The following is a 22,925-nucleotide window of genomic DNA, read 5'->3' on the forward strand; positions in this document are numbered from 1 at the left end:
CAAACCGTCCGTCCATCGGGGCATGTGAACCCTGCGCAAAACGTTGCGCTCGTCCAACTGCCCCGCCGCGCGGACAACCTGACCCGGCTTATCGGCAGCGGCGGGACGCGCCGCCATCCGCGTAAACCCGGGGCCTGGCGCATCGGTGGCACAATGCGCATCCGTTCGTCATTTCTTCACGAAGTCATGCTTCACCCCGATTCATGTGCGGCGCGCACCGGCCGTGCACGCGGCCCGCGCCGGAAGGCGGCCCGATGACCGCGCCGGCCCGGGCCGGCCGCTACGCCGAGCTCGATTTCTTTCGCGGCCTCGTGCTGCTCGTCATCGTCGTCGACCACATCGGCGGCAGCATCCTGTCGCGCGTGACGCTGCACGCGTACGCGCTGTGCGACGCGGCCGAGGTGTTCGTGTTCCTCGGCGGCTTCGCGACGGCGATCGCGTACAACTCGCTCGCCGAGCGGCACGACGAAGCCGCCGCGCGCCAGCGCTTCATCCGGCGCGCGTTCGAGATCTACCGTGCGTTCCTCGTGACGGCCGGCCTGATGCTGCTGATCACGGCCGTGCTGAACGCATTCGCGATCGACGGCCCGAACATGCCGACCAACGATCTCGACGGCCTGCTCCACAAGCCGCTCGCCGCGCTGCGCGACATCCTGCTGTTCCGCCGCCAGCCGTACCTCGCGTCGGTGCTGCCGATGTACGCGTTCTTCGCGCTGCTCGTCCCGCTCACGCTGCCGCTCGCACGCACGCAGCCGTGGCTGCTGCTCGCGTTCAGCGGCTCGCTGTGGTTCGCGGCGCCGCACGTCGCGCGCTTCCTGCCGACCGTCGAAGGCGCGCCGTGGGACTTCAACCCGTTCGCGTGGCAGTTCCTGTTCGTGCTCGGCGTGATCGCGCGCTGCCAGCCCGTCTACCAGACGCTCGCGCCCAAGCCGCAGGGCTGGCTGCTGACGGCCGTGTCGCTCGCGATCGTCGCGGCCGGCGCGTACTACCGGCTGCGCATCGAACCGTTCCCGACCGATCCGTCGATCAAGCAGAACCTCGGCGCGCTGCGGCTCGCGAACTTCCTCGCGATCGCGTGGCTCGCGGCCAAGCTCGTCCACCTCGGCTGGATGAAGAAGGTCGCGCACGCGATGCCGTGGATCGGCACGATCGGCCGGCAGGGGCTGCTGTGCTTCGTCGCGGGCACCGGCATCTCGCTCGCGGTCGATTCGCTGCTTTACCAGGCGACCGAGGGCTATCTCGACGTGAAACTCGGGCTGACCGCCGACGTCGTCGCGATGGGCCTGCTGTATCTCGTCGCCAAACTCTACGGGCCGCTCGTCGCGCGGCTGCCGTTCCGATCGCGGCGATGACGCGCCGCGCCGTCATGCGCCGCTGCTACGATAGCCGGCGCCTCTCCTGAAACGATTCGACATGCGCCGACTCGCCCTTCCGTTCGCCCTCGCCCTGATCGCCGGCTCCATCGCCACCGCCCGCGCCACGCCGCCCGCGCCGGCGGCACCGCCCGCGCCGCCGCCGGCCGTCCAGACCGCGACGACCCCGTCGGCCGCCCAGGAGCCCGCGCTCAATCCGGGCAGCAGCGTCGTGCTGCGCACGTTCCGGTCGGCGTCGCTGAAGCGCGACTGGTCGTACACGGTCTACCTGCCGCCCGGCTACAACCCGGAAGGCGCGCGCTACCCGGTGATGTACCTGCTGCACGGCAATGCCGGCAACGCGAACGACTGGGTCACGCAGGGCCGGCTGCAGGCCACCGCCGACACGCTGATCGAGCGCCGCGAGATTCCGCCCGTCGTGATCGTGATGCCGCAAGGCGGCACCGACTGGTACGTCGACCGCAAGGAGAAGATGCAGAGCGCGTTCCTCAACGACCTGCTGCCCGAAGTCGAAGCGCACTTCGCGGTGTCGAACCAGCGCGCGGGCCGTGCGATCGGCGGCGTGTCGATGGGCGGCTTCGGCGCGCTGCGCTTCTCGCTGCTAGAACCGGGGCTGTTCTGCGGCGCGATGCTGCTGAGCCCCGCGATCTACGCGAACGAGCCGCCGCTCAATTCCGCCGCGCGCTACGTCGGCGTGTTCGGCGACCGGCAGTTCGATCCGCGCGTGTGGCACGAACTCAACTACCCGGCGCTGATGCGCGGCTATTTCGCGCGCAGCTGGCGAATCCCGATGTTCATCGCGGCCGGCGACGACGACCTGACCATCCAGGCCGAATCGAGCGTGCTGTACACGCACCTGCGCCGCGCGCAGAACCCGGCCGAACTGCGCATCGTCGACGGCGGGCATACGTGGGACGTCTGGCGCGGGCTGCTCGGGACGGGACTGAAGTACGCGCTCGAGTGCGTGAAGTGATCGCGCGCGGGCGCGACCCCGCCCGTTTTCACCCGGCCGGACGGTGACCGGCCGGCCGCAGGCCGTCGCCCCGTCCCATGCGCTGCGCACGCCGTCCCGGCGCGCCCGGGCCTGACGGCGGGCTCAAAGCCACGTGCCGCCCTGCCGCTCGTCCGGCTCCCCGGCGAGCGCATCGAAATCGTGAATCCAGTCCAGGTGATGCAGCACGCTGTCGCGCTCGGCCAGACGCGCGTTGCGTGCCTGCGCGGCCGGCCCGTCGGGCAGGTGAAGCACGTCAGCCACGGAAATCGACGCGTACTGCACCTTGCGCGTGCGGCCGCGACGCAGCCGCTCGTACGCTTCCTGCGCTTCGCGCCAGTTGCCCGGCCCGGCCAGCGCCAGTTGCGCCGCCAGCACCACCGCATCCTCGATCGACTGGTTCGCGCCCTGCCCGTGGTGCGGCACCAGCGCATGCGCGGCGTCGCCGATCAGCGTCACGCGCCCGCGGCTCCAGCGGCCGAGCGGCGGCCGATGGAACAAGCCCCAGCGCTGGCTGATCGGCACCGCGGTGATCATCTGCACCACCGCCGGATGCCAGTCCCTGAATACACGCAGTTGCTCGCCCTCTTCCGACGGCATCACCCAGTCGCGCGACGGCCACGGTGACGGATGACGCTCGACCAGCAGGAAATTCTGGTCGCCGCCGTCGCCGATCGGATAGTGCAGCAGGTGCCCGTGCGGCCCGATCCAGTACTGCAGCGTTTCGGGATCGGGCAGCAGGCTCAGCCGCGCGGCCGGCACCACGCCGCGAAACCCCGAACAGCCCGAATACAGCGCATCGTCGTAGCCGAGCATCCAGCGCCGCGTGATCGAGCGCGCGCCGTCGGCGCCGACCACGAGATCGGCGTCGATGCGCACGCCGTTGTCGAACGCCAGCGTGACGCGATCGGCGTGCTGCACGAGATCGGTCAGCCGGTGGCCGAGATGGATGCTGTCGAGGCCGACCGCCTTCGACAGCACGGCCTGCAGATCCGCGCGATGCACGCCCCAGTACGCGCCGCCGAATTGCCGGCGATAGTCGGGCTCGCCGCGATGATGACCGATCACCGCGCCGCTGCGGCCGTCGCGATAGACGAGCCCCGGGATGTCCGCGCACACCGCGTCGAAGGCCGCACGCAGGCCCATGCGTTCGTAGAAGCGCGTCGCATTGGCCGACAGCGCGACGGCCGCGCCGACTTCGCGCAGCACCTCCGTCTGTTCGTAGATCTGCGCGTCGATGCCGTGCTCGCGCAGCGCGAGCGCGAGCGTCAGGCCGCCGATCCCGGCGCCGACGATCGCAATCTTCAGGTTCGTCTGCATGATGAAGGTGTCTCCGATATTCCGATGTGGGGTGTGCGACGTGCGCAGCGGCCATGCCGATTGCATGGGCCGTATCGGTATTCTCGGGAGCCGACTTTCATTCCACAATAAAATGAAATGAATCTGCATCATCACCGGATGCAATGAACCGGGCGAGGCAAAACCCATGGAACTGAGCGATATCGACCTCAACCTGCTGCTGCTGTTCCAGCGGCTGATGCAGGAACGGCGCGTGTCGAGCGTCGCCGAGCAGATGAACATGAGCCAGCCGGGCGTGAGCAACGCGCTCGCGAAGCTGCGCCGCCGGCTCGGCGATCCGCTGTTCGTGCGCGGGCCGGGCGGCGTGGTGCCGACGCCGTTCGCGCTGCGCCTGGCGGAACCCGTGTCGCACGCGCTCGCGACCCTGCACGCCGCGCTCAATCCCGAGACCGGTTTCGATCCGCTGCGCGCCACGCGCACGCTGACGATCGGCATGACCGACATCGGCGAAGTCGTGTTCCTGCCCGCGCTCCTCGAACACCTGTCGCATGCGGCGCCGGGCATCGCGCTCAATACCGTGCGCAACACGAGCATCAACCTCGGCGACGAAATGGCCGACGGCCGCGTCGATCTCGCGATCGGCCTGCTGCCGCAGCTCAAGGGCGGCTTCTATCAGCGCCGGCTGTTCGATCAGCGTTATGTGTGCCTGTTCCGGCGGGGGCATCCGCTCGAGGACGCGCCGCTGACGGTCGACGCATGGCGCAATGCCGAACATCTGGTCGTGGTGTCGGCCGGCACCGGTCACGGGCAGGTGGACGAATGGCTGAAGCGCCGTCGCGTGACGCGACAGGTGCGGCTGACGGTGCCGCATTTCATGAGCGTCGGTTACATCCTGCAGCGCACCGACCTGATCGCGACGGTGCCCGAGCATCTCGCGCAACAGCTCGCCGCACCGTTTTCGCTGGGCTGGCGCGCACTGCCCGTCGCGCTGCCGGGGACGCCGATTCACATGCTCTGGCATGCACGGGTCAACCAGGACGAAGGGAACCGGTGGCTGCGCGACGTCGTGGTCGATCTGTTTGCGCAGACCGGCACGCGGGCACGCAGGGCCGTGCCCGGCCGGACGAAGTAGTCAGCCGAGCGTGCGTTGCGATGTCGCCCGGACATGCGCGCCGCGCATTTCGACTACATTGCCGAATGCGGCGATGATCCCGGTCACCGGCCGCCTCGTCCTCTTTCAACCAGCAGGAAATCAAGCCATGTCTGTCTCGATGAAGAAATTCGCAGCCGTCACCGGCGCCGGCTCCGGCATCGGTCGCGCAGCGGCCGTCGCGCTCGCCCAGGCGGGATTCACCGTCGCGCTGCTCGGTCGCACGGAGGCCTCGTTGCGCGAAACGCAGGACGCGATCCGCGCCGCCGGCGGCGATGCGCACGCGTTTCCTGCGGACGTCACCGACGAAGCATCGGTCGACCGCGCGTTTGCGCAGATCGCGCAGCAGTTCGGCCGGCTCGACGTGCTGTTCAACAACGCCGGCCGCAACGCGCCGCCGGTTCCGCTCGACGAATACGAATTCGACGTGTGGAACGGCGTCGTCGCGACGAACCTGACCGGCGTCTTTCTGTGCGCGCGGGCCGCATGGCGCCTGATGAAAGCGCAAACGCCGCAGGGCGGCCGCATCATCAACAACGGCTCGATCTCGGCGCATGCGCCGCGCCCTGATACGATCGCGTACACGGCCACCAAGCATGCGGTGACCGGCATCACCAAGGCGCTGGCGCTCGACGGCCGCCGGTACAACATCGCGTGCGGCCAGATCGACATCGGCAACGCCGCGACGTCGCTGACGGAACGGATGACGCAAGGCGTCCCGCAAGCCGACGGCAGCCTCGCGCCCGAGGCGCGGATGGACGTCACGCACGTCGCGAACGCGATCGTCCAGATGGCGAACCTGCCGCTCGACACGAACATCCTGAACATGACGATCATGGCGACGGCCATGCCGTTCGTCGGGCGGGGGTAAGCGCGCGGCGACATCGAATCCCGTTCGGGCCGCCTGCGTCCGCGGCGCTGCATCGCCGGGCCGGCCCGAATCAGCTCTGCTCAGGTCGCCGCGAGATATCGCTGCGGCGATTCGCCCGTGATCCGTCGGAACATGACGATGAACGCGCTCGCGCTGCGATACCCGAGATCTTTTGCCACCTGCGCAACCGACTGGCCGAGCGCGAGGCGCGTGATCGCTTCCGCGACGCGCATCTGCTGCCGCCAGGCCACGAACGTCAGCCCCGTTTCGGCATGCAGCCGGCGCGCGAGCGTACGGCCGCTCGCGCCGAATTGCTCGCCCCAGAAGTCCAGCGTGAGATCGCTCGCGGGGTCGTTCATCATGTGCTCGCACAGCTTGAGCAGGCGCTCATCGCGCGGCAAGGGCACACCCGGCTCCGCGAGGCTCGGCGTTTCCGCCAGCACTTTCATCAGCAACGACGCGGCGAGCCCGGCGCGGCTCGTGGCCGTATAAGTGTCCGCCCCGTCGACCACCGTGAGCGCGAGTTCCCGCAGCAACACCGACACGGCGATGACCGCCGGGTCTTCCCAAGGCCACGGAAACACTTCGGGTTCCACATAGACGCTGCATAGCGCGGTGTCGCCCACCGCGTGCAGTTCGTGATCGACGTCCGAAGGCAGCCATACCGCCCGCGACGGCGGGAGCGTCCACGTTCGGGCCGGCGTGAGCACGCGGACGACGCCCTTGGCTGCAAAGACGAGCTGGCCATGGCGATGCTGATGCCAAGCCACGCGTTCGCCTTGACGGTAGTTCACGAGGGTCGCCGCCACTTGGCGCGGCAGCGGCACCCGCGCCAGCGGATAGCGCTTGAGCAGGAAGGCCTTCATCGGAGATGGTCGAAAGGAAGTGCGCCATGATATTTCAAATTCACCAAATTCTGTCAAAAATTCGATATCGCGTGTCTACCTTTCGGCTGCACGAGGCATTAATCTCCTTATCCATCAACGGTTACGGCCAAACCCCGTTCTCCATATTTAATACGTCTCATTCTTATCTATGAGACACAACACGTGTAGCCAGCACGTCCGCACGACCTCCGACGACTTATGCCTCCGATTGCCTCATTGCTCCGCTACTCACGCTGGTTGCTGCCGGTCGCGCTGCTCGCGAGTCTCGCGAGCGGCTTCGCGAACGCAGCGCTCGTGGCACTCATCAACCAGGCGTTGCAAGCGTCGAGCGCGCAGCTGACGCACCTGGGCATGCGCTTCGTGCTGCTCGCCGCGCTGGTGCTCGTGACGCGCATCGGCTCGCAGGCGCTGTTCATGTATCTCGGTCAACGCGTCAAGGCTCAACTGCGCATGCAGACGATCGGACGCATTACCGCCGCGTCGTTCCGCGATCTGGAGCGGTGCGGCGCGGCCCGCGCGGTGGGCGCGCTGACCCAGGATCTCGACAGCATCGTCGTGTTCTTCGTGAGCCTGCCCTCCATTGCGATGCAGGGCGCCGTGATCGTCGGCTGTCTCGCGTACCTTGGCACGCTCTCGCTGCCGATCCTCGCGGTCGCGCTGGGCGTGCTCGGGGCCGGCACGCTCGGCACGCAGCTGGTGAGCGCCCGTGCGCTGCGTCATCTGCGCGCCTCGCGCGACCGCGAGGACACGCTGCTGAACCAGTTTCGTGCGTTGTTCGACGGCGCCAAGGAACTCAAGCTGCATCGCGCACGCGCGAACGCGTTCGTCGGCAGCGAGCTCGCACCGCACGTGGAAGCGGTGCGCGTGCAGCGCACGCGCGGCTATGTGCTGCACGCGCTCGCGGCAAGCTGGGGCAATTTGCTGCTGTTCGGCTTCGTCGGCCTCACGACTTTCGTGCTCGCGCATCTGTTCGGCGCCGACGCACACGTCATGTCGGGCTACGCGCTCGTGTTCCTCTATCTGATCATGCCCGTCGAAGGATTGCTCGCGGCGCTACCGTCGCTCAATTCGGCGCGCGTTGCGTTCGAGCGCATCGGCGCGCTCGAAGCGGCGCTGCCTGCCGAACCAGGCAATCACGCCGATTCCGCCCCCGCCCCGGCCGAAGGATTCTCGCGTATCGCGTTCGAAGGTGTCGAACATCGCTATGTGCGCGAAAGCGACGACGGCCTGTTCACGCTCGGGCCCATCGATCTGACGTTCGACGCCGGAGAGCTCGTGTATCTCGTCGGTGGCAACGGCAGCGGCAAGACCACGCTCGCGAAGCTGCTCGTCGGCCTTTACGCGCCCGAGCGCGGCCGTCTGCTCGTCGACGGCGTCGCCGTGGACGACGCGACGCGTGCCGCGTATCGACAGCGATTCTCGGTGGTCTTCAGCGATTTTCATCTGTTCGATTCGCTGCTCGGCCTGACCGGCGAACGCGAAGGGATGGCGCGTACGTTGCTCGTCGCGCTGCAACTCGACCACAAGGTGCGCATCGAGCGCGGCACGTTCTCCACGCTCGCCCTTTCGCAAGGTCAGCGCAAGCGCCTCGCGCTGCTGGTCGCATTCCTGGAGGATCGACCGTTCTACGTCTTCGACGAATGGGCGGCCGATCAGGACCCGGCCTTCAAGGACGTGTTCTATCGCACGCTGTTGCCCGCGCTGAAGGCGAACGGCAAGACCGTGCTGGTCATCACGCACGACGATCGCTACTTCGATCTCGCCGACCGTCTCGTCAAACTCGAGAACGGACGCATCGCCGCGATGACCGCGGACACGGCCGGCGCGGACAACGCGGACAACGCGGACAATGCGCGGCGTACGGGCGGCAACGACATGGCGAGCGCGGCATGAGCGATATCGTGCGCGACGAAGCAGCCCGCTCCGCATGCGGCGACACCGGCAACGCCGCGACGTTCTCGCTCGAACGCGTGTCGTACGTCGCCAGCGGCCGTCCCCTGCTGCAATCGATCAATCTCGCGATCGAACCCGCATGCGTGACCGGGCTGGTCGGGCACAACGGTTCGGGCAAATCCACGCTCGTCAAATTGCTCGCTCGTCAGCTCGCCCCCACTGCCGGCACGATTCGCTACGCGGGCAAGCCGCTCGCCGACTGGGGCGCACGCCAGTTCGCGCGCCAGGTCGCGTATCTACCGCAGCAGACGCCGCCCACCGACGGCATGACCGTGCACGAACTGGTCGCCCTCGGGCGTTATCCGTGGCATGGCGCGCTCGGACGCTTCGGGGACGAAGACGCCGCGCACGTCGAGCGCGCGATGCGTGCAGCGGATGTGCTCCGTCACGCCGATCGCCCCGTCGACGTACTGTCGGGCGGCGAGCGTCAACGTGCATGGCTGGCGATGCTGGTCGCACAGGACTGCCGCTGCATGCTGCTCGACGAACCGACGTCGGCGCTCGACCTCAACCATCAGCTCTCCGTGCTCGAACTCGTGCGCACGCTCTGCGCGACGAGGGCGATGAGCGCCGTCGTCGTTCTGCACGACGTGAACATGGCCGCGCGGTTCTGCGACCGTATCGTTGCGCTGCGCGAGGGCCGTCTGCTGATGCGCGAGCGCGCCGCCGACATCATGGACCCGGTACACCTCGAATCGATCTACGGCGTGCCGATGCGCGTGAGCGCCGATCCGGTCAGCGGGCGGCGCCTGGGGTTTCCGGCATGAACCTGCTCGTCGCGAATCCGCGCCGCCGGCAACTGCTCGTCGCGCTCACCGCGCTCGCCGGCTCAGGCCCATGGTTCTCCGCGCGATGCGCCGCTGCGGCGGTCACACGGTTCCCGCACCGCATCGTGGTGCTCAACTGGGAACTGACGGAAACGCTGCTCGCGCTCGGGCGCGCGCCCGTCGGCATTCCGTTGCCCGACTGGTATGCGAGCGGCATCGTGACGCCGCCGTTGCCGTCCGGCGTCGCCGATGTCGGCCTGCTCTATCAGCCGAATTTCGAGGTGCTGCTCGCGCTCGCGCCGGATCTCATCATCGTCACGCCGGCCCATGCGGCGCTGATGACGCCGCTCCGACGCATCGCGCCGACGCTCACGCTGGGCACATACATGAGCGCTGCACGGCCGCTCGAAGTGCTCTGCGACGAAACATCCGCGATGGGGCGCGCGATCGATGCGCCGCTATGCGCCGCCGAGCTGATCGCCGACGCGCAACGGGAATTCGCGTCGGTGGCCACCCGGATCGCGAGCACCCGGGCTCACCCGGCGCGAGCCGTGATCGTCGCCGAAGCACTCGACGAGCGACATTTTCGCGTCTATGGCACGGGTAGCCTGTTCGACGACGTGCTCGCGCGCATCGGTGTCGACAATGCGGCCCATCCTCGCGACGCGGCGAGCCGCGCGGCCTCCACGCCATGGCGCACCTCCGTAACCGGTTCGGCCACCGTCGCGCTGGAACGCCTGTTCGATGTCCCGCACGCGGACATTCTGCTGATCGGGCCGCTGCGCGCCGACGTGCGTGCCGCGCTGAACCGGAGTCCGTTGTGGCGTGCGCTGCCTGCCGTGCGCGAGAAACGCGTCGCAGTACTGCCGGTGATCGCGGCTTTCGGCGGACTCGTGTCGATGCAGCGCTTCGCCGCGGCCGTCTCGATCGCCCTCGCCACACTCGAGCACGGCGGAGGCGGCCTTGCGTAACCTCGTGCTGGCCGGACGCGTCGCGCGGACAAGCGATCGGCGCCTGGCACTGGTCGGCGCCATGGCCGTACTCGCCGCCTGCCTCACCGTCACGGACGTGCATCGCGCACTCGCGGGCGCATCCTTTTGGCACGCGCTCGCGGCCACCGCCGACACGCAGGACGTGGGGGCCTTGCTCGTCCACTGCAGCCTGCTGCCGCGCGTCGCGATGACGCTGCTGTGCGGCGCCGCACTCGGTCTCGCGGGCACGCTGATGCAACAGGTGCTGCGTAATCCGCTCGCCGAACCCATGACGCTCGGGGTATTCCCGGGCGCGTATCTCACGCTGTCCGTCGCGACGATCTGGATGCCCGGCTGGTTGGCCATGGGTCGAAGCACGCTGGCGCTGGCGGGCGGCGCGGCCGCGATGCTCGTCGTGTTCGCGCTGGCATGGGCGCAACGTATGTCGCCGCTCGGCGTGATCCTCGGCGGCATGGTGGTGAACCTGTACTGCGGCGCAATCAGTCTCGCGATCTCGGTGGTGCATTTCGACAGGCTTGCGGGCTTGCAGATCTGGGGCGGCGGCGCGCTCGACCAGAACGGCTGGCAACCGACGCTGCATCTGGGCATGCAGCTCGCCGCCTGCGCGGGCGGCGCCGCACTGCTCTATCGTCCGCTGAATCTGTTCGACGCAGGCGACACGACGGCGCGCCATCTCGGTGTCACGGTCGGATGGGTGCGCGGCGCCGCGTTGTTCATCGCGGTCGCGCTCACGGCGTTCGTGGTCGCCGAAGTGGGCGTCATCGGCTTCATCGGCCTGGCCGCACCGTTGCTGGCCCGCCTGGCCGGCGCGCGGCAATTGCGCGCGCGGCTCGTGTGGTCACCGCTCACCGGCGCGGCGCTGCTGTGGCTCACCGATGAAATCGTGCGCACGGCCGCGCGGGCCGACCTGTTTTCCGCGCACGTGATCGCAACCGGAAGCGCGACCGCGATCGTGGGCGTGCCGCTGCTCGTCGGGTTGCTGCCGCGTTTGCGCACGCGGCCCGATGCGCATGCGGCAGCGGGCCCCCGGCAGGATCGCCGCGCGCCTCGTGCGATCGCGCTGGTGTGGGCCATGCTGCTGCCGCTCGCCTGCCTGATGTCGCTGGCGGTCTCTCGCGGCCCCACCGGCACGAGCGTCGCAACGCTCGCGCAAATCGAAAGCCTGCTGTTCTGGCGCGGCCCCCACCTCGTCGCGGCGCTGGCGGCGGGCGCCCTGCTGGCAGTCGCGGGAACATTGCTGCAACGCATGAGCGCGAATCCGATGGCGAGTCCCGACGTGCTCGGTGTGGGTTCCGGCGGCATGTTCGGCATGGTCGCCGTGCTGTTTCTCGGTCACCGCCTCGTTCCCGCCGCGCTGGTGGCAGGCTGCGTGGCCGGCACGTTCGCGACGTTGGTGCTGCTCGTCTGGTTCGGACGACGCGCGCGATTCGCGCCCGAGCGCCTGCTGCTCGTCGGGCTGTCGATCAGTGCGCTGTTCAACACGGTAGTCGGCGCGCTGATGTCGAGCGGCGATCCGCGCGCGGGCGTGCTCGTCGATCTGCTGATCGGATCCACCTACTACGTCGCGCCTGGCATCGCATGGAGCGTCGCGGCACTGGCGCTCCTCACGCTCGCCGTTGCACCGCTGACCGGACGCTGGCTCGCCGCTCTGGCGCTCGGCACGGACGTCGCGGCGAGCGTCGGCGTGCCCGTGGGTCGCGCGCGCTTCGCATTGCTGCTGCTGGCGGCCATGTCGACGGCGGCGGCTACCGTGATTGTCGGGCCGTTGTCGTTCGTCGGGCTGATCGCGCCGCATATCGCACGGTTCTCCGGTGCGCGCCGCCCCGTGCCGCAGCTCTATCTGGCCGCAACCCTCGGCGCGCTGCTGATGGTGACGGCGGACTGGCTCGGGCGGCAGATCGCTTTTCCGCAGGAAATCGCGACCGGCCTCGTCGCCACGCTGCTCGGCGGACCGTGGCTCGTCGCGCTCGTGATGCTGCGCGGGTTGCGGCGGTAATTGCGTCACGGGTCGCGGGACCGGCCACGATGTCGGTCCGGCGATTGTTCGGTAATGCATGGATTCAAGACAGACGAGGCCGTCAGAAGCCCGTCGATAAAGATCGTCCCCCCCATTTTTCAACCCGCCGCTGGCGGGAGGAAGCAGTTCGACGTTTTTCAACATCGGGATGATCAACCATGACAACGAGAATGGACCACCCTCGCGCGCGGCGCGTGACGACGGGACGATGCAGCGGTGCCCCGCTCGCCTTTTCGGCGCTGTGCCTCGCCTCCTCGTGGGCGAACGCGCAAGGCTCGCCCGCCCCGGTCGGCGACACGCTGCCCGTCTTGACGGTGGTGGGCACAAAGGACGCCGACGCGACAACCGAAGGCAGCGGCAACTACGCTGCAAAGTGGGCCACCATCGGCGGAAAAGTCGCGCAATCGATCAAGGAGACGCCGAACTCGGTCTCGGTACTCACGCGCGAGCGGATGGACGACCAGAACGTCACGACCATCCAGCAGGCGTTGCGCTCCGTGACCGGCGTCAGTTCGATCGACTACGGCGACGGTACCGCGTACTTCCGCGCGCGCGGCTCGCAGCTCGGCATTGAATTCGATGGCGTCCCGACACTGAGCGGCCTGCAGTACCAGTTGCAATTCGATCTGGCGATGTACGACCGCGTCGAAATCCTGCGCGGCCCGGCAGGCTCGATCGATGGCATGGGCGAGCCGGGCGGCGTCGTCAATCTCGTGCGCAAGCGCCCCCAGGATCAGTTCCACCTCGGCACGGAAACGCAGGTCGATTCGTTCGGCAGCGTGCGCCAGATGATCGACGTCACCGGGCCGCTGAACAAGGACGGCACGCTGCGCGGGCGCGCCGTTCTCGTGGGCGGCACCGGTACGCAATCCATAGAGCGCACGCGCAGCAAGGAGGTGATGGCCTATGGTGCGCTCGATTGGGACCTCACGCCGCGCACGACGCTGTCGTTCTCGGGCGGCTATCAGGTCTCGCCGATTTCCGGCATCGATTACGGTGCGGGCGGCGTGCTGAACAGCACGCGTACCGCGCTCACCGGGCGCGTGCCGAGCGAATATACGCGGAACTTCAGTCCGAGCTGGAACTACGCGTACACCTCGTTGCAGGAGGTCAACGCCAACCTCGTGCATCGGTTCGAAAACGCGTGGCAATCTTCGACCACGCTGTTCTACCGCCACGAACTTTCCAAGGCCTACTACGCGTACTCCGGCCCCGGCGCGACCGCAAACGGCCTCGCGCGCTTCGGAGACCAGCGGCAGCGCACGAGCTATGACTGGTTCGGCGCGGACACCAACGTATCCGGCCCGGTGCGCCTCTGGGGGCAGACGCATACGCTGACCATCGGCGCGAACTACGCCGTGATGACATCGGGCGCGCAATCGGGTTACCGCGCGTTGAGCGGCCCGTACGGTGGCGCCTACAGTCTCTACGATCCCAATGCGGTCCCCGCCGTGGACGTACCGTACACGTTCGGCACCAATCACCGCACCGTGCAATACGGCGTCTATGCGCAGGCGCGTATCAAGCTCGCCACGCCGCTGACGCTCGTGCTCGGCGGCCGCGAGGCGTTCCTGCAGGACCGCACGCAGTCGACGTTGCCGAGCGTCGCGGACTGGACGACCAACGCACAGGTCAATCATCGCTTCCTGCCGTCCGCCGGCTTGCTGTGGGACATCGTGCCGTCGCTGACGGCCTATGCCAACTATGCGCGTTTCCTCGATGCGCAAACACAAGGCACGTACTCGGGGCCGGGCCTGCCGCCGCGCTCGGGTGAGCAGTACGAAGTAGGCGTAAAAAGCAGCCTGCTCGATGGCCGCCTGAATGCGAACGCCGCGCTGTTCCGCATCAACGACGACAACCGCGCCGTTGCCGATCCTGCCCATCAGTTCTATTACGTGGCCGCAGGCAAGGCACGCAATCAGGGTATCGAACTCGAACTCACTGGCCAGCCGACGCCGGACTGGAATCTCTATGCTGGCTACACGTATCTGAACGCCCACTACGAGAACGACTCGCCCGATCTCACCGACGGCACGGATCCGAAGCATTTGTTCAAGCTGTGGACCCGATATACGCTGTCGCAAGGCCCGTTACGCGGATTCTCGATCGGGGGCGGCATGCTCGCTCAAACGCGGATTTCGCGTGGCGTCGAACAGGGTGCCTATGCGGTTTTCGACGCACAAGCGGGATATCGTTTCAACAAGCACGTGACGGCGTCCTTGCAATTGAATAACGTGTTCAATCGCAGGTACTACATTCGTCCGCCCAGCACCTACTACAGCGTATTCGGCGATGCGCGCAACGTGATGTTGACCGTGCGTTCGGATTTCTAGGGGCCGCCGCGCGACGAATACGTCGCGCGACGCATGGTGACCCTCATCCCACGGAATAGCCTGACTTCTTCAAAAGTCACCCGCCTTCAAACATCCGGATCCGGACCGATTCTTCGAAACGGATTCATCGAAAGCTTCAACGGCAAACTACGAGCCGAATTGCCAAACCGCGAACGGTTCCGCAGTCGCGCCGAGGCCAAGGTGCTCATCGAACGCCGGCCCCACAGCGCTCATCGCTACCGACCTCCGGCCACGGTCCGTCGAGCGTGGCTGGATTCCGGCAATATCGACGCGAAACTCACTGCCTGATTGATCACGAAATTCCGCCGCAGGTCACATTGTTCGTGCACGGCATTTCGCGCCAATCGGCGCGCGAAGCGTGCGCCACTGCCCGAAAAAATGAATCGTGGCCATTGCGCGAAGTTGCTTTCCGGCCGGACGCGTCGTGTTGCTGCTTCACATCGACGGCCCCGGGCAAGACCATCATCGCCCGGGGCGCACATGTCTACGTAGTCACGCTGACGCTGGGTTCGAGCGCAGAGCGGCTTTCCCCTGCCCCAGGCCGGATCTTGAACCAGATCGAGTACATGGCCGGCAAAAACACCAACGTAAGAATCGTTCCGGCGAACGTTCCTCCGATCAGCGTATAAGCCAGCGTGCCCCAGAACACGGAATGGGTCAGTGGAATGAACGCCAGCATCGCGGCAACCGCCGTCAGGATCACGGGCCTCGAGCGCTGCAGGGTGGCCTCCACTACCGCATCGAACGGCGCCATGCCCGCACGCGTGTTCTCTTCGATCTGGCCGATCAGGATCAGCGTGTTTCGCATCAGGATGCCGGAGAGCGCAATGAGCCCCACCAATGCGTTGATGCCGAAGGGCTGATTGAACAGCAGGAGTGTCGGCACCACGCCGATCAAACCCAGCGGACTGGTCGCGAACACCATCATGGTCGCGGCAATCGAGCGCGTCTGGAAAATGATGATGAGCAGCGTCAGCGCAATCATGATCGGGAACAGCGGCGCAAGCGCATTGGTCGCCTTGTTGGCCTCCTCGATGGAGCCGGCCTCCTCGATCCGGTAGCCGCCCGGCAGCTTCGCGATGATCGGCTGCAATTGCGCGAGCATCGCGGTCGATACGTCGGGCGGTTGCAATCCTTCAGCGATATCGCCGCGCACGGTGATCGTCGGCGTTCGATCGCGACGGCGCAGGATCGGATCCTCCATGCGGATGTCGACCTTGCCAACCTGCGAGAGCGGCACCCGCTGCCCTGCGTTACCGATCAGCGTGAATCCCTCGATCCGTTGCGGGTCGAGCCGGGTGTCTCCCGCCGAACGCGCGACCAGTTCCACCGAACGAATGTCCTCGCGCACGTGCGTGACGGGAATGCCGGTCAGCAGGAATTGCAGTTGCTGCGCGACCGAGCTGGACGTCAGCCCGAACGACCCGAGACGCGTTTGATCGAGCGTGAAATGCACGGTGGGAACGCGCGGCCCCCAGTCGGCGTTCACCGTTCGCATCATCGGGCTGGCGTTCATGGTCCGCTCGACCTGCGCGGCGATGGTGCGCAACGTCCCCGCGTCCGGGCCCATGACCCTGAACGCGACGGGGTAAGGCGAGTAAGGGCCGAACACCAGCTGCGTGACGCGAACCTGCGCGCCGGGCACCAGGCCTTCGGCGACGACCTTGCGCAGACGGAACTTGAGCGCTTCCCGCTGGTGCTCGTCGTTCGTGCGGATCACGATCTTCGAGAAGGACGAATCCGGCAATTCCGGAGACATGGCCAGATAGAAGCGCGGCGCGCCCTGCCCGATGTACGAGGTCACGATCTGCGCTTCCGGCTGCTTCGCAAGCCACGCCTCGACCTTTTCCGTCGCCGACGCGGTCTGCTCGATCGAAGTCCCGTAGGGCATCTGCACTTCGACGAGCACCTCCGGGCGATCGGACGTCGGGAAGAACTGCTTCTTCACCAGCCCCATGCCCGTCACGGCGATCACGAACGATGCCACCACGATCCCGGCGACCATCCACTTGCGTCCGATCACGCGCCCGAGGAAACGGCGAAAGCGCTGGTAGTTCCGCGTGTTGTAGATCGCTGCGTGGCCGCCTTCGATCACGGCAATGTCGGGTAACAGCTTGACGCCGAGGTACGGTGTGAAGACGACGGCCACGACCCACGACGTGATCAGCGCGATGCCGACGATCCAGAACATGTTGCTCGTGTATTCGCCGGCCGTCGACCGCGCGAACCCGTTCGGCATGAAACCGACCGCCGTGACCAGCGTGCCCGACAGCATCGGCGCGGCCGTGTGGCTCCACGCGTAAGCCGACGCCTGGACGCGGTTGTAGCCCTCCTCCATTTTCACGACCATCATTTCGATGGCGATGATCGCGTCGTCGACGAGCAGGCCCAGCGCGAGAATCAGCGAACCGAGCGTGATGCGGTCGAAGCTCTTGCCGGTGGCGGCCATCACGACGAAGACCCCCGCGAGCGTCAGCGGCACCGCCGCCGACACGACGATGCCGACGCGCCATCCCATGCTCGCGAAGCTCACGACCATCACCACGAGCAGCGCGACGAAGAACTTGACCATGAATTCGTCGACGGCCGAATGGATATTGACGGCCTGGTCGGTCACCTTCGTGAGGCTCATGCCCAGCGGCATCCCGGCATTGATCGATGCAACCTCCGCGTCGAGCGCCTTGCCGAGGTTGAGCCCGTTCCAGCCGTCCCGCATCACGACGCCGAGCAGCAACGCCGGTTCGCCGTTGTTGCGAATCTGGAACGTGGCCGGGTCTTCGTAACCGCGTTCGACGGTCGCCACGTCGGAGAGCTTCAACGTGCGGCCCTGAACGACGATCGGCGTGTCACGAATGGTCTGCAGCTTGTCGAACGCGCCTTCGACACGAATGAATACCTGCGCGCCCGCCGTATCGATCGAACCGGCCGGCGTCAGAACGTTCTGGTTGTTCAACGCGGCAAAGATCTCCTGGGGCGTCACGCCGAGCGTCGCGAGGCGGTCATGCGAAAACGAGACATAGATCCGTTCCGCCTGCTCGCCGATGATGTTCACCTTCTTGACGCCCGGCACATGCAGAAGCCGCTGGCGCAAGCCCTCGGCGTCGCGCACCAGCACTCGTTGCGGCTCGCCTTTCGCCTTGAGTGCGAACAGCGCGAACGTTACGTCGGAGTACTCATCGTTGACGAGCGGGCCGATCACGCCGGGCGGCAGGTTGCCCGCTTCGTCATGCAGCTTCTTGCGTGCCTGATAGAACTCCTCGGGCACGTCCGCGGGCGGCGTACTGTCGAGCAAGGTCACCGTGGTGAAGGCCAGCCCCGGACGCGTATAGGTCTCGGTCCGGTCGTACCAGCGCAGTTCCTGCATGCGCTTTTCGAGCGGCTCGGCCACCTGGTCCTGCATTTCCTGCGCGGTCGCGCCGGGCCATGCCGTGATGACCGTCATCGACTTGACGGTAAAGGGCGGATCTTCGGCCCGCCCCAGTTTCAGGAACGCAACCACGCCGGCGATCGAGATCAGGATGATCAGAAACAGCGTGACCGAGCGCTCCCGCACCGCGAGCGCCGACAAGTTGAAGCCGCTCATTGCGCCGCTCCTTGCGCGGAGACGGATGCCGCGATCATCTTGTCGTTGGCGAGACGTACATGCTCGCCGTCGTGCAACAACTGGGCTCCGAGCGCGACGACCTGGTCGCCGTCGCGAAGGTCGCCCGTCACCGTCGCACTGTCGTCGCTCAACGCGATGACACGCACCTTGCGCCAGGTCACGCGCGACTGGGCCCGGTCGACCGTCCAGACCCCGGTGCCCGTGCCCGGATCGAACACGGCGCCGACCGGGACCACCATGCCGGCGGGTGCGTGGCCGGCATCGCCGGCAAGATCGAGCGTCACGGTCGCGCCGAGCGGCGCATTCGACAGCGCGCCCTGGAGGACGTACCGCGCCTCGTAGGTCCGTGTCAGCCGATCGGCGGAGTCGGAGAGCTGACGCAGGACGGCGGGAACAGGCTTCTGGGCCGCGCCGTACAGCGTCGCCTCGGCGATCGAGCCGGATGCGGGACGCAGTGTCTCGGGAAGCTGGACGACAGCCTCGCGGGGGCCGGCATGCGCGAGCCGCACGACGATTTGTCCCGGCGCGACGACCTGGCCGGGCTCCGCCAGCGTCTCGACCACCACGCCGTCGGCGTCCGCCATGACGACAGCGTAGCCGGACGCATTGTTGGCGAGCACGGCCTGCGCCTGCGCCGCGACGAGCTGGGCCTTGGCGGAGTCCGCCGCTGCCTTCAGCTGGTCATAGGTCGACGCCGAGACCGCGCCTGCCGCGACGAGATCCCGATAGCGCGCCTCATCGGCGGCGGTCTGCGTCGCGCGTGCCTGCGCGGCATCCACGAGCTTCTGCTGCGCACGGGCCTGCAGCCCCAGGTCGATCGGATCGATGCGCATCAGCGGCTGGCCGCGCTTGACCGTCTGGCCCGCGTCGACCAGCCGCTCGATGACCTTGCCCTGAACCCGGAAACCGAGATCGCTCTGAACGCGGGCGCCCACGACACCCGAAAACGACCGGCTCGCCCCTGCCGCGCCGTGAACGGCGCTCATACGTACAAGTGGCGCCTCGGTACGCGGATCGGCGGCCGGATGCTCGCCGCATGCCGCGAGCGCAAGCGAAGCCACGCCCAATGTGTAGACAAAATGATGGCGCCGGAACATGAGGTCCCCTCTCGCAAAGAACAGGAGCCCTCATTCTGATACCAGTGACCAATTCAGTCAACAGTCACAACACGATTCATGGAGCGAGACTTCTGAGGACCAGGTTCGCAAGCTGGGTCGTCGCCTCTTCCGCACCCTCGAGGTTGTACTGGAGCAGCAGCGGATTGAAATAGGGCTTCATCACCAGGAAGATCGCGTTCACCGCCTCGTCCTGCGGGGTCTTGCGTTCGAATTCGCCGGTTTCGCGCCCGAGCCGCAGGATCTCGGCGACGAGTTGCCGGATCTGGTCCTCATAACCCTGGACCGATGGCCAGGGTGATGCGGCCGACACGGCGGCGATGTCGTAAAGCTTGCGATCCTGGAAGAAGAGCTCGCTTCCGGATGAAAGCAAGGTCTTGAACATACAGCGAAATTTTTCCGTCGCACTGTGTACGCCGTCGATGTTTTCCCTGACGGCGGTGATCATCGCCGCGAGGCGATTCGCGCAGATGACTTGACCGATCGCCTGTTTGGAATCGAAGAATTTGTAGATATAGGCTTTTGAAAACCCGATTTCCTTCGCGAGGTCGGAAACGGTGGTCTTTTCGTAGCCGTAGCGGCTGAAGTATTCCGTTGCGGCGTCGACGATCTGGGCGCGAACTTCGTGGTCCGAGGGGCCGCGGGACGGGGAGGCGGAGGGAGTCGGTTTGTTCATGTCTCAAGCTTAGCCCCTCACTCGCGAGTTGACAACTTGTGACCATATTGTATATTGGTCACACCATCCGCCCTCCGTTGCGCTCCCGAAATGATCATGCCCCTGCACCGTTCACTTGTTCTCCTGACCAGCGTCGCCGCCCTTTCGGCGTGCGCCGTGGGCCCCGACTACCACCGCCCGGATGCGCCGCTGGCGCAGCACTACATGACCCAGCCGCCCGCCGGCACGGCAAAGGCTCCGGTTGCCGATCTGTCCGCGTGGTGGGAAAGCTTCAACGACCCGCTGCTCACGCGTTACGTTTCGCAGGCGCTGGCGCAGAACCTGGACCTGGCCCAGGCCGTTGCGCAAATCACTCAGGCGCGTGCGCGCCTCGGCACGGCCAACGCGGCGCTCCTCCCGTCGGCTTCGGTTTCCGCGTCGGCGGCCCGTGCCTATCAGTCCGTCGACACGCCGTTGGGGCAGTTGCTCAATGCCACGCCGGGTTACGCGCGCTGGGGCACCGAGTACGAAACCAATCTGGAGGCCGGTTGGGAGATCGACATCTTTGGCGGTCTGCGCCGTCAGCGTGAAGCCGCGCTCGCCGATTACTCGGCGACGCAGGCGGCGGCGGTCGCCACCCGCCTTGCCGTCGCGGCCCAGACCGCTGATATCTACGTCACGATCCGGGGGCTTCAGACTCGCCTGGACATCGCGACCCGGCAGGTGCAGACGCAGCAGGCGCTGCTCGCGGACGTGAAACTCCTGTATTCGAAGGGTGCGGCGGCCGACTATCAGGTTCAGCAGGCGCAAGGCGCGCTCGACCAGGTTCAGGCCGGCGTGCCCGTCCTGCTCGCGGCGCTCGATGCAGCGTCGAACGCCCTCGACGTAATGCTCGGCTCCCCTCCCGGCACGCACCGCGCGGAGCTGAGCCCGCCGTCCGTGATCCCCGTTGCGCCGTCGCTCGCGGAAATGGGCACGCCGGCCGATCTGCTGCAAAGACGTCCCGACCTGATCGCCGCCGAACGTCACCTCGCCGCGGCCAATGCGCGCATTGGCGCCGCGATCGGCGAGTACTACCCGACGGTCTCGCTGAACGCCTTCCTCGGCAGCGCGACCGCCGCCGCCACCGGCACGTTGTTCTCGGGCGGCGCCAACCAGGCGGCCGGCCTCGTCGGGCTACGCTGGCGCCTGTTCGATTTCGCACGCATCGGCGCCGATGTCGAAGCGGCGAAAGGCGCCGACGCGCAAGCGCTCGCGGCCTATCGGCAGGCCGTGCTCCGCGCGTCCGAGGACGTCGAAAACTCGCTCTCGTCATTGGTGAACCGACAGGCGCAGGCGGCCACGCTGTCGCATGCCGAGTCGTCGTTTTCCCGCGCCAAGGATGCGTCGATGACCGCGTACCGCAGCGGTGCGGCGAGTTTCATCGACGTATTGCACGCCAACGAGACGCTGCTCCAGGCCGCCGACGCGCGTGCGCAAGCGCAAACGGAATCCGCACGCGCGGCGATCTCGACGTTCAAGGCGCTCGGCGGCGGCTGGGATCCGGCAGCGCATGTCGGGCAGACATCGCTGACTTCACGCTGACGAAGCCGCCCAGCATTGGCGCGCGCGACGAAACCCGCGCACTTTCCGGGTTCGCGCGAGTGCGAACCGCACCATTGCCGTGCGCGTCGCACCCGCAATCGAGCAGCGTCTCGCGCGTCACGGCACCCATCGCGCGGCCGTCATCGAATTGCGCTAAATTGGGCCTGATTTCGTTTGAACCCGCCGTCGGGTAAAGGCACGCAATGCCCGTACGGGCGCACTCCAGGGCGCGAAGAATGAACGACAAGGATCCTGTCGATTTCGGGCAACCCGTTGCAGACGACACGCTCGCCAGACGGTTTCTCCTGCGAGATGCGCCCACCGTACGGGCCGGCGTTTTCTCCCACGGGCAACCGATCTCGTTCACCCGGTTGATCAACCCGCGGCCCCAACCGGGGCGCTCGCTCACGCCGCAACCGGAAGAAGCCTTTGTCTTCCAGATGCCGCTGATACTCGGCCCCGATCCCGGCCTCCGTTATTCGAGCGGCAACCTCGATGCTTCCGCATCGTGCAGTCCCGGCAGTTGTTATCTGCTCGACCTGCGCGCGAGCCCGACGCGCCGTCTCGACATGCCGTTCGACACGATGCGGCTCTATCTGGCCCAGGGCGCGATCGAGGAGTTCACCGATCAAAAACGGCGCCGGCGCATAGGCGGGCTCGTGCAGCCGCATCTCGGCGCCAGCGACCCGGTGCTGTTCAGTCTGTCGCATACGCTGCAGGCGGTCCTGCAGCAGCCCGACCTGACGAGTGCGCTGTTCATCGATTACCTCGCGCTGGCGTTTTGCGAACACGTCGTCACACGCTATGGCCGAGCCGATCCGGCACTCCGGCCACGCCGCTCCGGACTCGCTCCGTGGCAGATGCGGCGCATCGAGGATTATTTCGCGTCCCACCTGCACGACAATCCGTCGATCGCCGATCTCGCGCGCGAGTGCAATCTCTCCACCAGCTACTTCGGCGAAGCCTTCAAGCAGACCACCGGCAGCACGCCCCATCAGTGGCTGCTCAAGCGCCGTATCGAGCGCGCGAAATCGCTGTTGCGGGAAACCGATGCGAGCCTGGCCAGCATCGCATCGGACTGCGGATTTTTTGACCAGAGTCATTTTTCGCGCGTGTTCTCGCGTCTCGAGGGATGCGGGCCGAAAGACTGGGCGCAGCGGAACCGATAGCACCGGACAAATGCAAACGTCGTGAGCGGCGCGCGTGCGCCCGCTCGATACGCGTCGACTCACCACGCCCACCCGCCTCCCGATCCGAATTCAGCCACTGCCCCCGGTATTCGACGGTCGTCCGCGAATCGTCCAACGAATCGT

Annotated in this window: 16 protein-coding genes and 1 pseudogene; 12 read left to right on the top strand and 5 right to left on the bottom strand. The window is 66.8% G+C overall.

All coding sequences use genetic code 11. The features are described from left to right. The first annotated feature begins 254 nt into the window (after nucleotides 1-254). Together FOZ70_RS18955 and FOZ70_RS18960 are read left to right on the top strand one after the other, a co-directional pair. A complete protein-coding gene (locus FOZ70_RS18955) occupies nucleotides 255-1,352 on the top strand; it encodes an OpgC domain-containing protein (protein ID WP_042973026.1) in 1,098 nt (365 codons plus the stop codon). Between the two features lie 61 nt (nucleotides 1,353-1,413). Further along, on the top strand, nucleotides 1,414-2,346 hold the full coding sequence (locus FOZ70_RS18960) for an alpha/beta hydrolase-fold protein (RefSeq protein ID WP_059568824.1): 933 nt from the start codon (nucleotides 1,414-1,416) through the stop codon (nucleotides 2,344-2,346). Nucleotides 2,347-2,469: 123 nt separating this feature from the next. Here FOZ70_RS18960 and FOZ70_RS18965 read toward each other — a convergent pair whose 3' ends face one another. Further along, nucleotides 2,470-3,684 carry an FAD-dependent monooxygenase gene (locus tag FOZ70_RS18965; protein ID WP_060375446.1) on the bottom strand — a complete coding sequence of 405 codons (1,215 nt, stop codon included), beginning with the start codon at nucleotides 3,682-3,684 and terminating at the stop codon, nucleotides 2,470-2,472. 166 nt (nucleotides 3,685-3,850) lie between these two features. On the opposite strand from FOZ70_RS18965, the gene FOZ70_RS18970 reads away from it, so the two are divergent. Next, complete coding sequence (locus FOZ70_RS18970; protein ID WP_021156934.1) at nucleotides 3,851-4,795, top strand: LysR family transcriptional regulator; 945 nt, start codon at nucleotides 3,851-3,853, stop codon at nucleotides 4,793-4,795. A 127-nt stretch (nucleotides 4,796-4,922) separates the two neighbouring features. Further along, a complete protein-coding gene (locus FOZ70_RS18975; protein WP_059488141.1) occupies nucleotides 4,923-5,684 on the top strand; it encodes an SDR family oxidoreductase in 762 nt (253 codons plus the stop codon). Nucleotides 5,685-5,764: 80 nt separating this feature from the next. Here the strand turns inward: FOZ70_RS18975 and FOZ70_RS18980 are convergent, their stop codons facing one another. Then, the gene (locus FOZ70_RS18980) at nucleotides 5,765-6,550 is read right to left on the bottom strand and encodes a helix-turn-helix transcriptional regulator (protein ID WP_059488143.1); all 786 of its coding nucleotides are present in this window, start codon (nucleotides 6,548-6,550) and stop codon (nucleotides 5,765-5,767) included. Between the two features lie 237 nt (nucleotides 6,551-6,787). On the opposite strand from FOZ70_RS18980, the gene FOZ70_RS18985 reads away from it, so the two are divergent. The 6 genes and pseudogenes from FOZ70_RS18985 to FOZ70_RS19010 form a co-directional block, all read left to right on the top strand. Then, complete coding sequence (locus tag FOZ70_RS18985; RefSeq protein WP_346656405.1) at nucleotides 6,788-8,464, top strand: cyclic peptide export ABC transporter; 1,677 nt, start codon at nucleotides 6,788-6,790, stop codon at nucleotides 8,462-8,464. Then, nucleotides 8,461-9,291, top strand: a complete 831-nt coding sequence (locus FOZ70_RS18990) for an ATP-binding cassette domain-containing protein (RefSeq protein WP_063800637.1) — start codon at nucleotides 8,461-8,463, stop codon at nucleotides 9,289-9,291. The genes FOZ70_RS18985 and FOZ70_RS18990 overlap by 4 nt, the downstream gene beginning before the upstream one ends. Further along, nucleotides 9,288-10,262: an iron-siderophore ABC transporter substrate-binding protein gene (locus FOZ70_RS18995; protein ID WP_219706458.1), complete on the top strand. Its 975-nt coding sequence runs from the start codon at nucleotides 9,288-9,290 to the stop codon at nucleotides 10,260-10,262. Before FOZ70_RS18990 ends, FOZ70_RS18995 begins: the two co-directional genes overlap by 4 nt. Then, nucleotides 10,255-12,279, top strand: a complete 2,025-nt coding sequence (gene fhuB / locus FOZ70_RS19000) for a Fe(3+)-hydroxamate ABC transporter permease FhuB (RefSeq protein WP_258025660.1) — start codon at nucleotides 10,255-10,257, stop codon at nucleotides 12,277-12,279. The genes FOZ70_RS18995 and fhuB overlap by 8 nt, the downstream gene beginning before the upstream one ends. Before the next feature lie 191 nt (nucleotides 12,280-12,470). Next, the gene (locus FOZ70_RS19005; protein ID WP_225740329.1) at nucleotides 12,471-14,633 is read left to right on the top strand and encodes a TonB-dependent siderophore receptor; all 2,163 of its coding nucleotides are present in this window, start codon (nucleotides 12,471-12,473) and stop codon (nucleotides 14,631-14,633) included. 117 nt (nucleotides 14,634-14,750) lie between these two features. After that, a pseudogene (locus tag FOZ70_RS19010) lies at nucleotides 14,751-14,942 on the top strand (integrase core domain-containing protein); the annotation flags it as partial. Between the two features lie 196 nt (nucleotides 14,943-15,138). On the opposite strand, the gene FOZ70_RS19015 reads toward FOZ70_RS19010, so the two are convergent. From FOZ70_RS19015 to FOZ70_RS19025, 3 genes are all read right to left on the bottom strand, one after another. Beyond that, complete coding sequence (locus tag FOZ70_RS19015; protein ID WP_219706460.1) at nucleotides 15,139-18,237, bottom strand: efflux RND transporter permease subunit; 3,099 nt, start codon at nucleotides 18,235-18,237, stop codon at nucleotides 15,139-15,141. Continuing rightward, nucleotides 18,234-19,355 carry an efflux RND transporter periplasmic adaptor subunit gene (locus FOZ70_RS19020; RefSeq protein ID WP_059553603.1) on the bottom strand — a complete coding sequence of 374 codons (1,122 nt, stop codon included), beginning with the start codon at nucleotides 19,353-19,355 and terminating at the stop codon, nucleotides 18,234-18,236. Before FOZ70_RS19020 ends, FOZ70_RS19015 begins: the two co-directional genes overlap by 4 nt. Before the next feature lie 76 nt (nucleotides 19,356-19,431). Next, nucleotides 19,432-20,049, bottom strand: coding sequence for a TetR/AcrR family transcriptional regulator (locus tag FOZ70_RS19025; protein ID WP_048022517.1), 618 nt, complete (start codon nucleotides 20,047-20,049; stop codon nucleotides 19,432-19,434). Nucleotides 20,050-20,145: 96 nt separating this feature from the next. Here FOZ70_RS19025 and FOZ70_RS19030 point away from each other — a divergent pair, with 96 nt between their 5' ends. Next, nucleotides 20,146-21,612: an efflux transporter outer membrane subunit gene (locus tag FOZ70_RS19030; protein WP_042973023.1), complete on the top strand. Its 1,467-nt coding sequence runs from the start codon at nucleotides 20,146-20,148 to the stop codon at nucleotides 21,610-21,612. Nucleotides 21,613-21,848: 236 nt separating this feature from the next. Continuing rightward, complete coding sequence (locus tag FOZ70_RS19035; protein ID WP_176709802.1) at nucleotides 21,849-22,781, top strand: AraC family transcriptional regulator; 933 nt, start codon at nucleotides 21,849-21,851, stop codon at nucleotides 22,779-22,781. Nucleotides 22,782-22,925: the final 144 nt, after the last annotated feature.

Source organism: Burkholderia sp. COPS (assembly GCF_019425585.1).
In the GTDB taxonomy this organism is placed as follows: domain Bacteria; phylum Pseudomonadota; class Gammaproteobacteria; order Burkholderiales; family Burkholderiaceae; genus Burkholderia; species Burkholderia cepacia.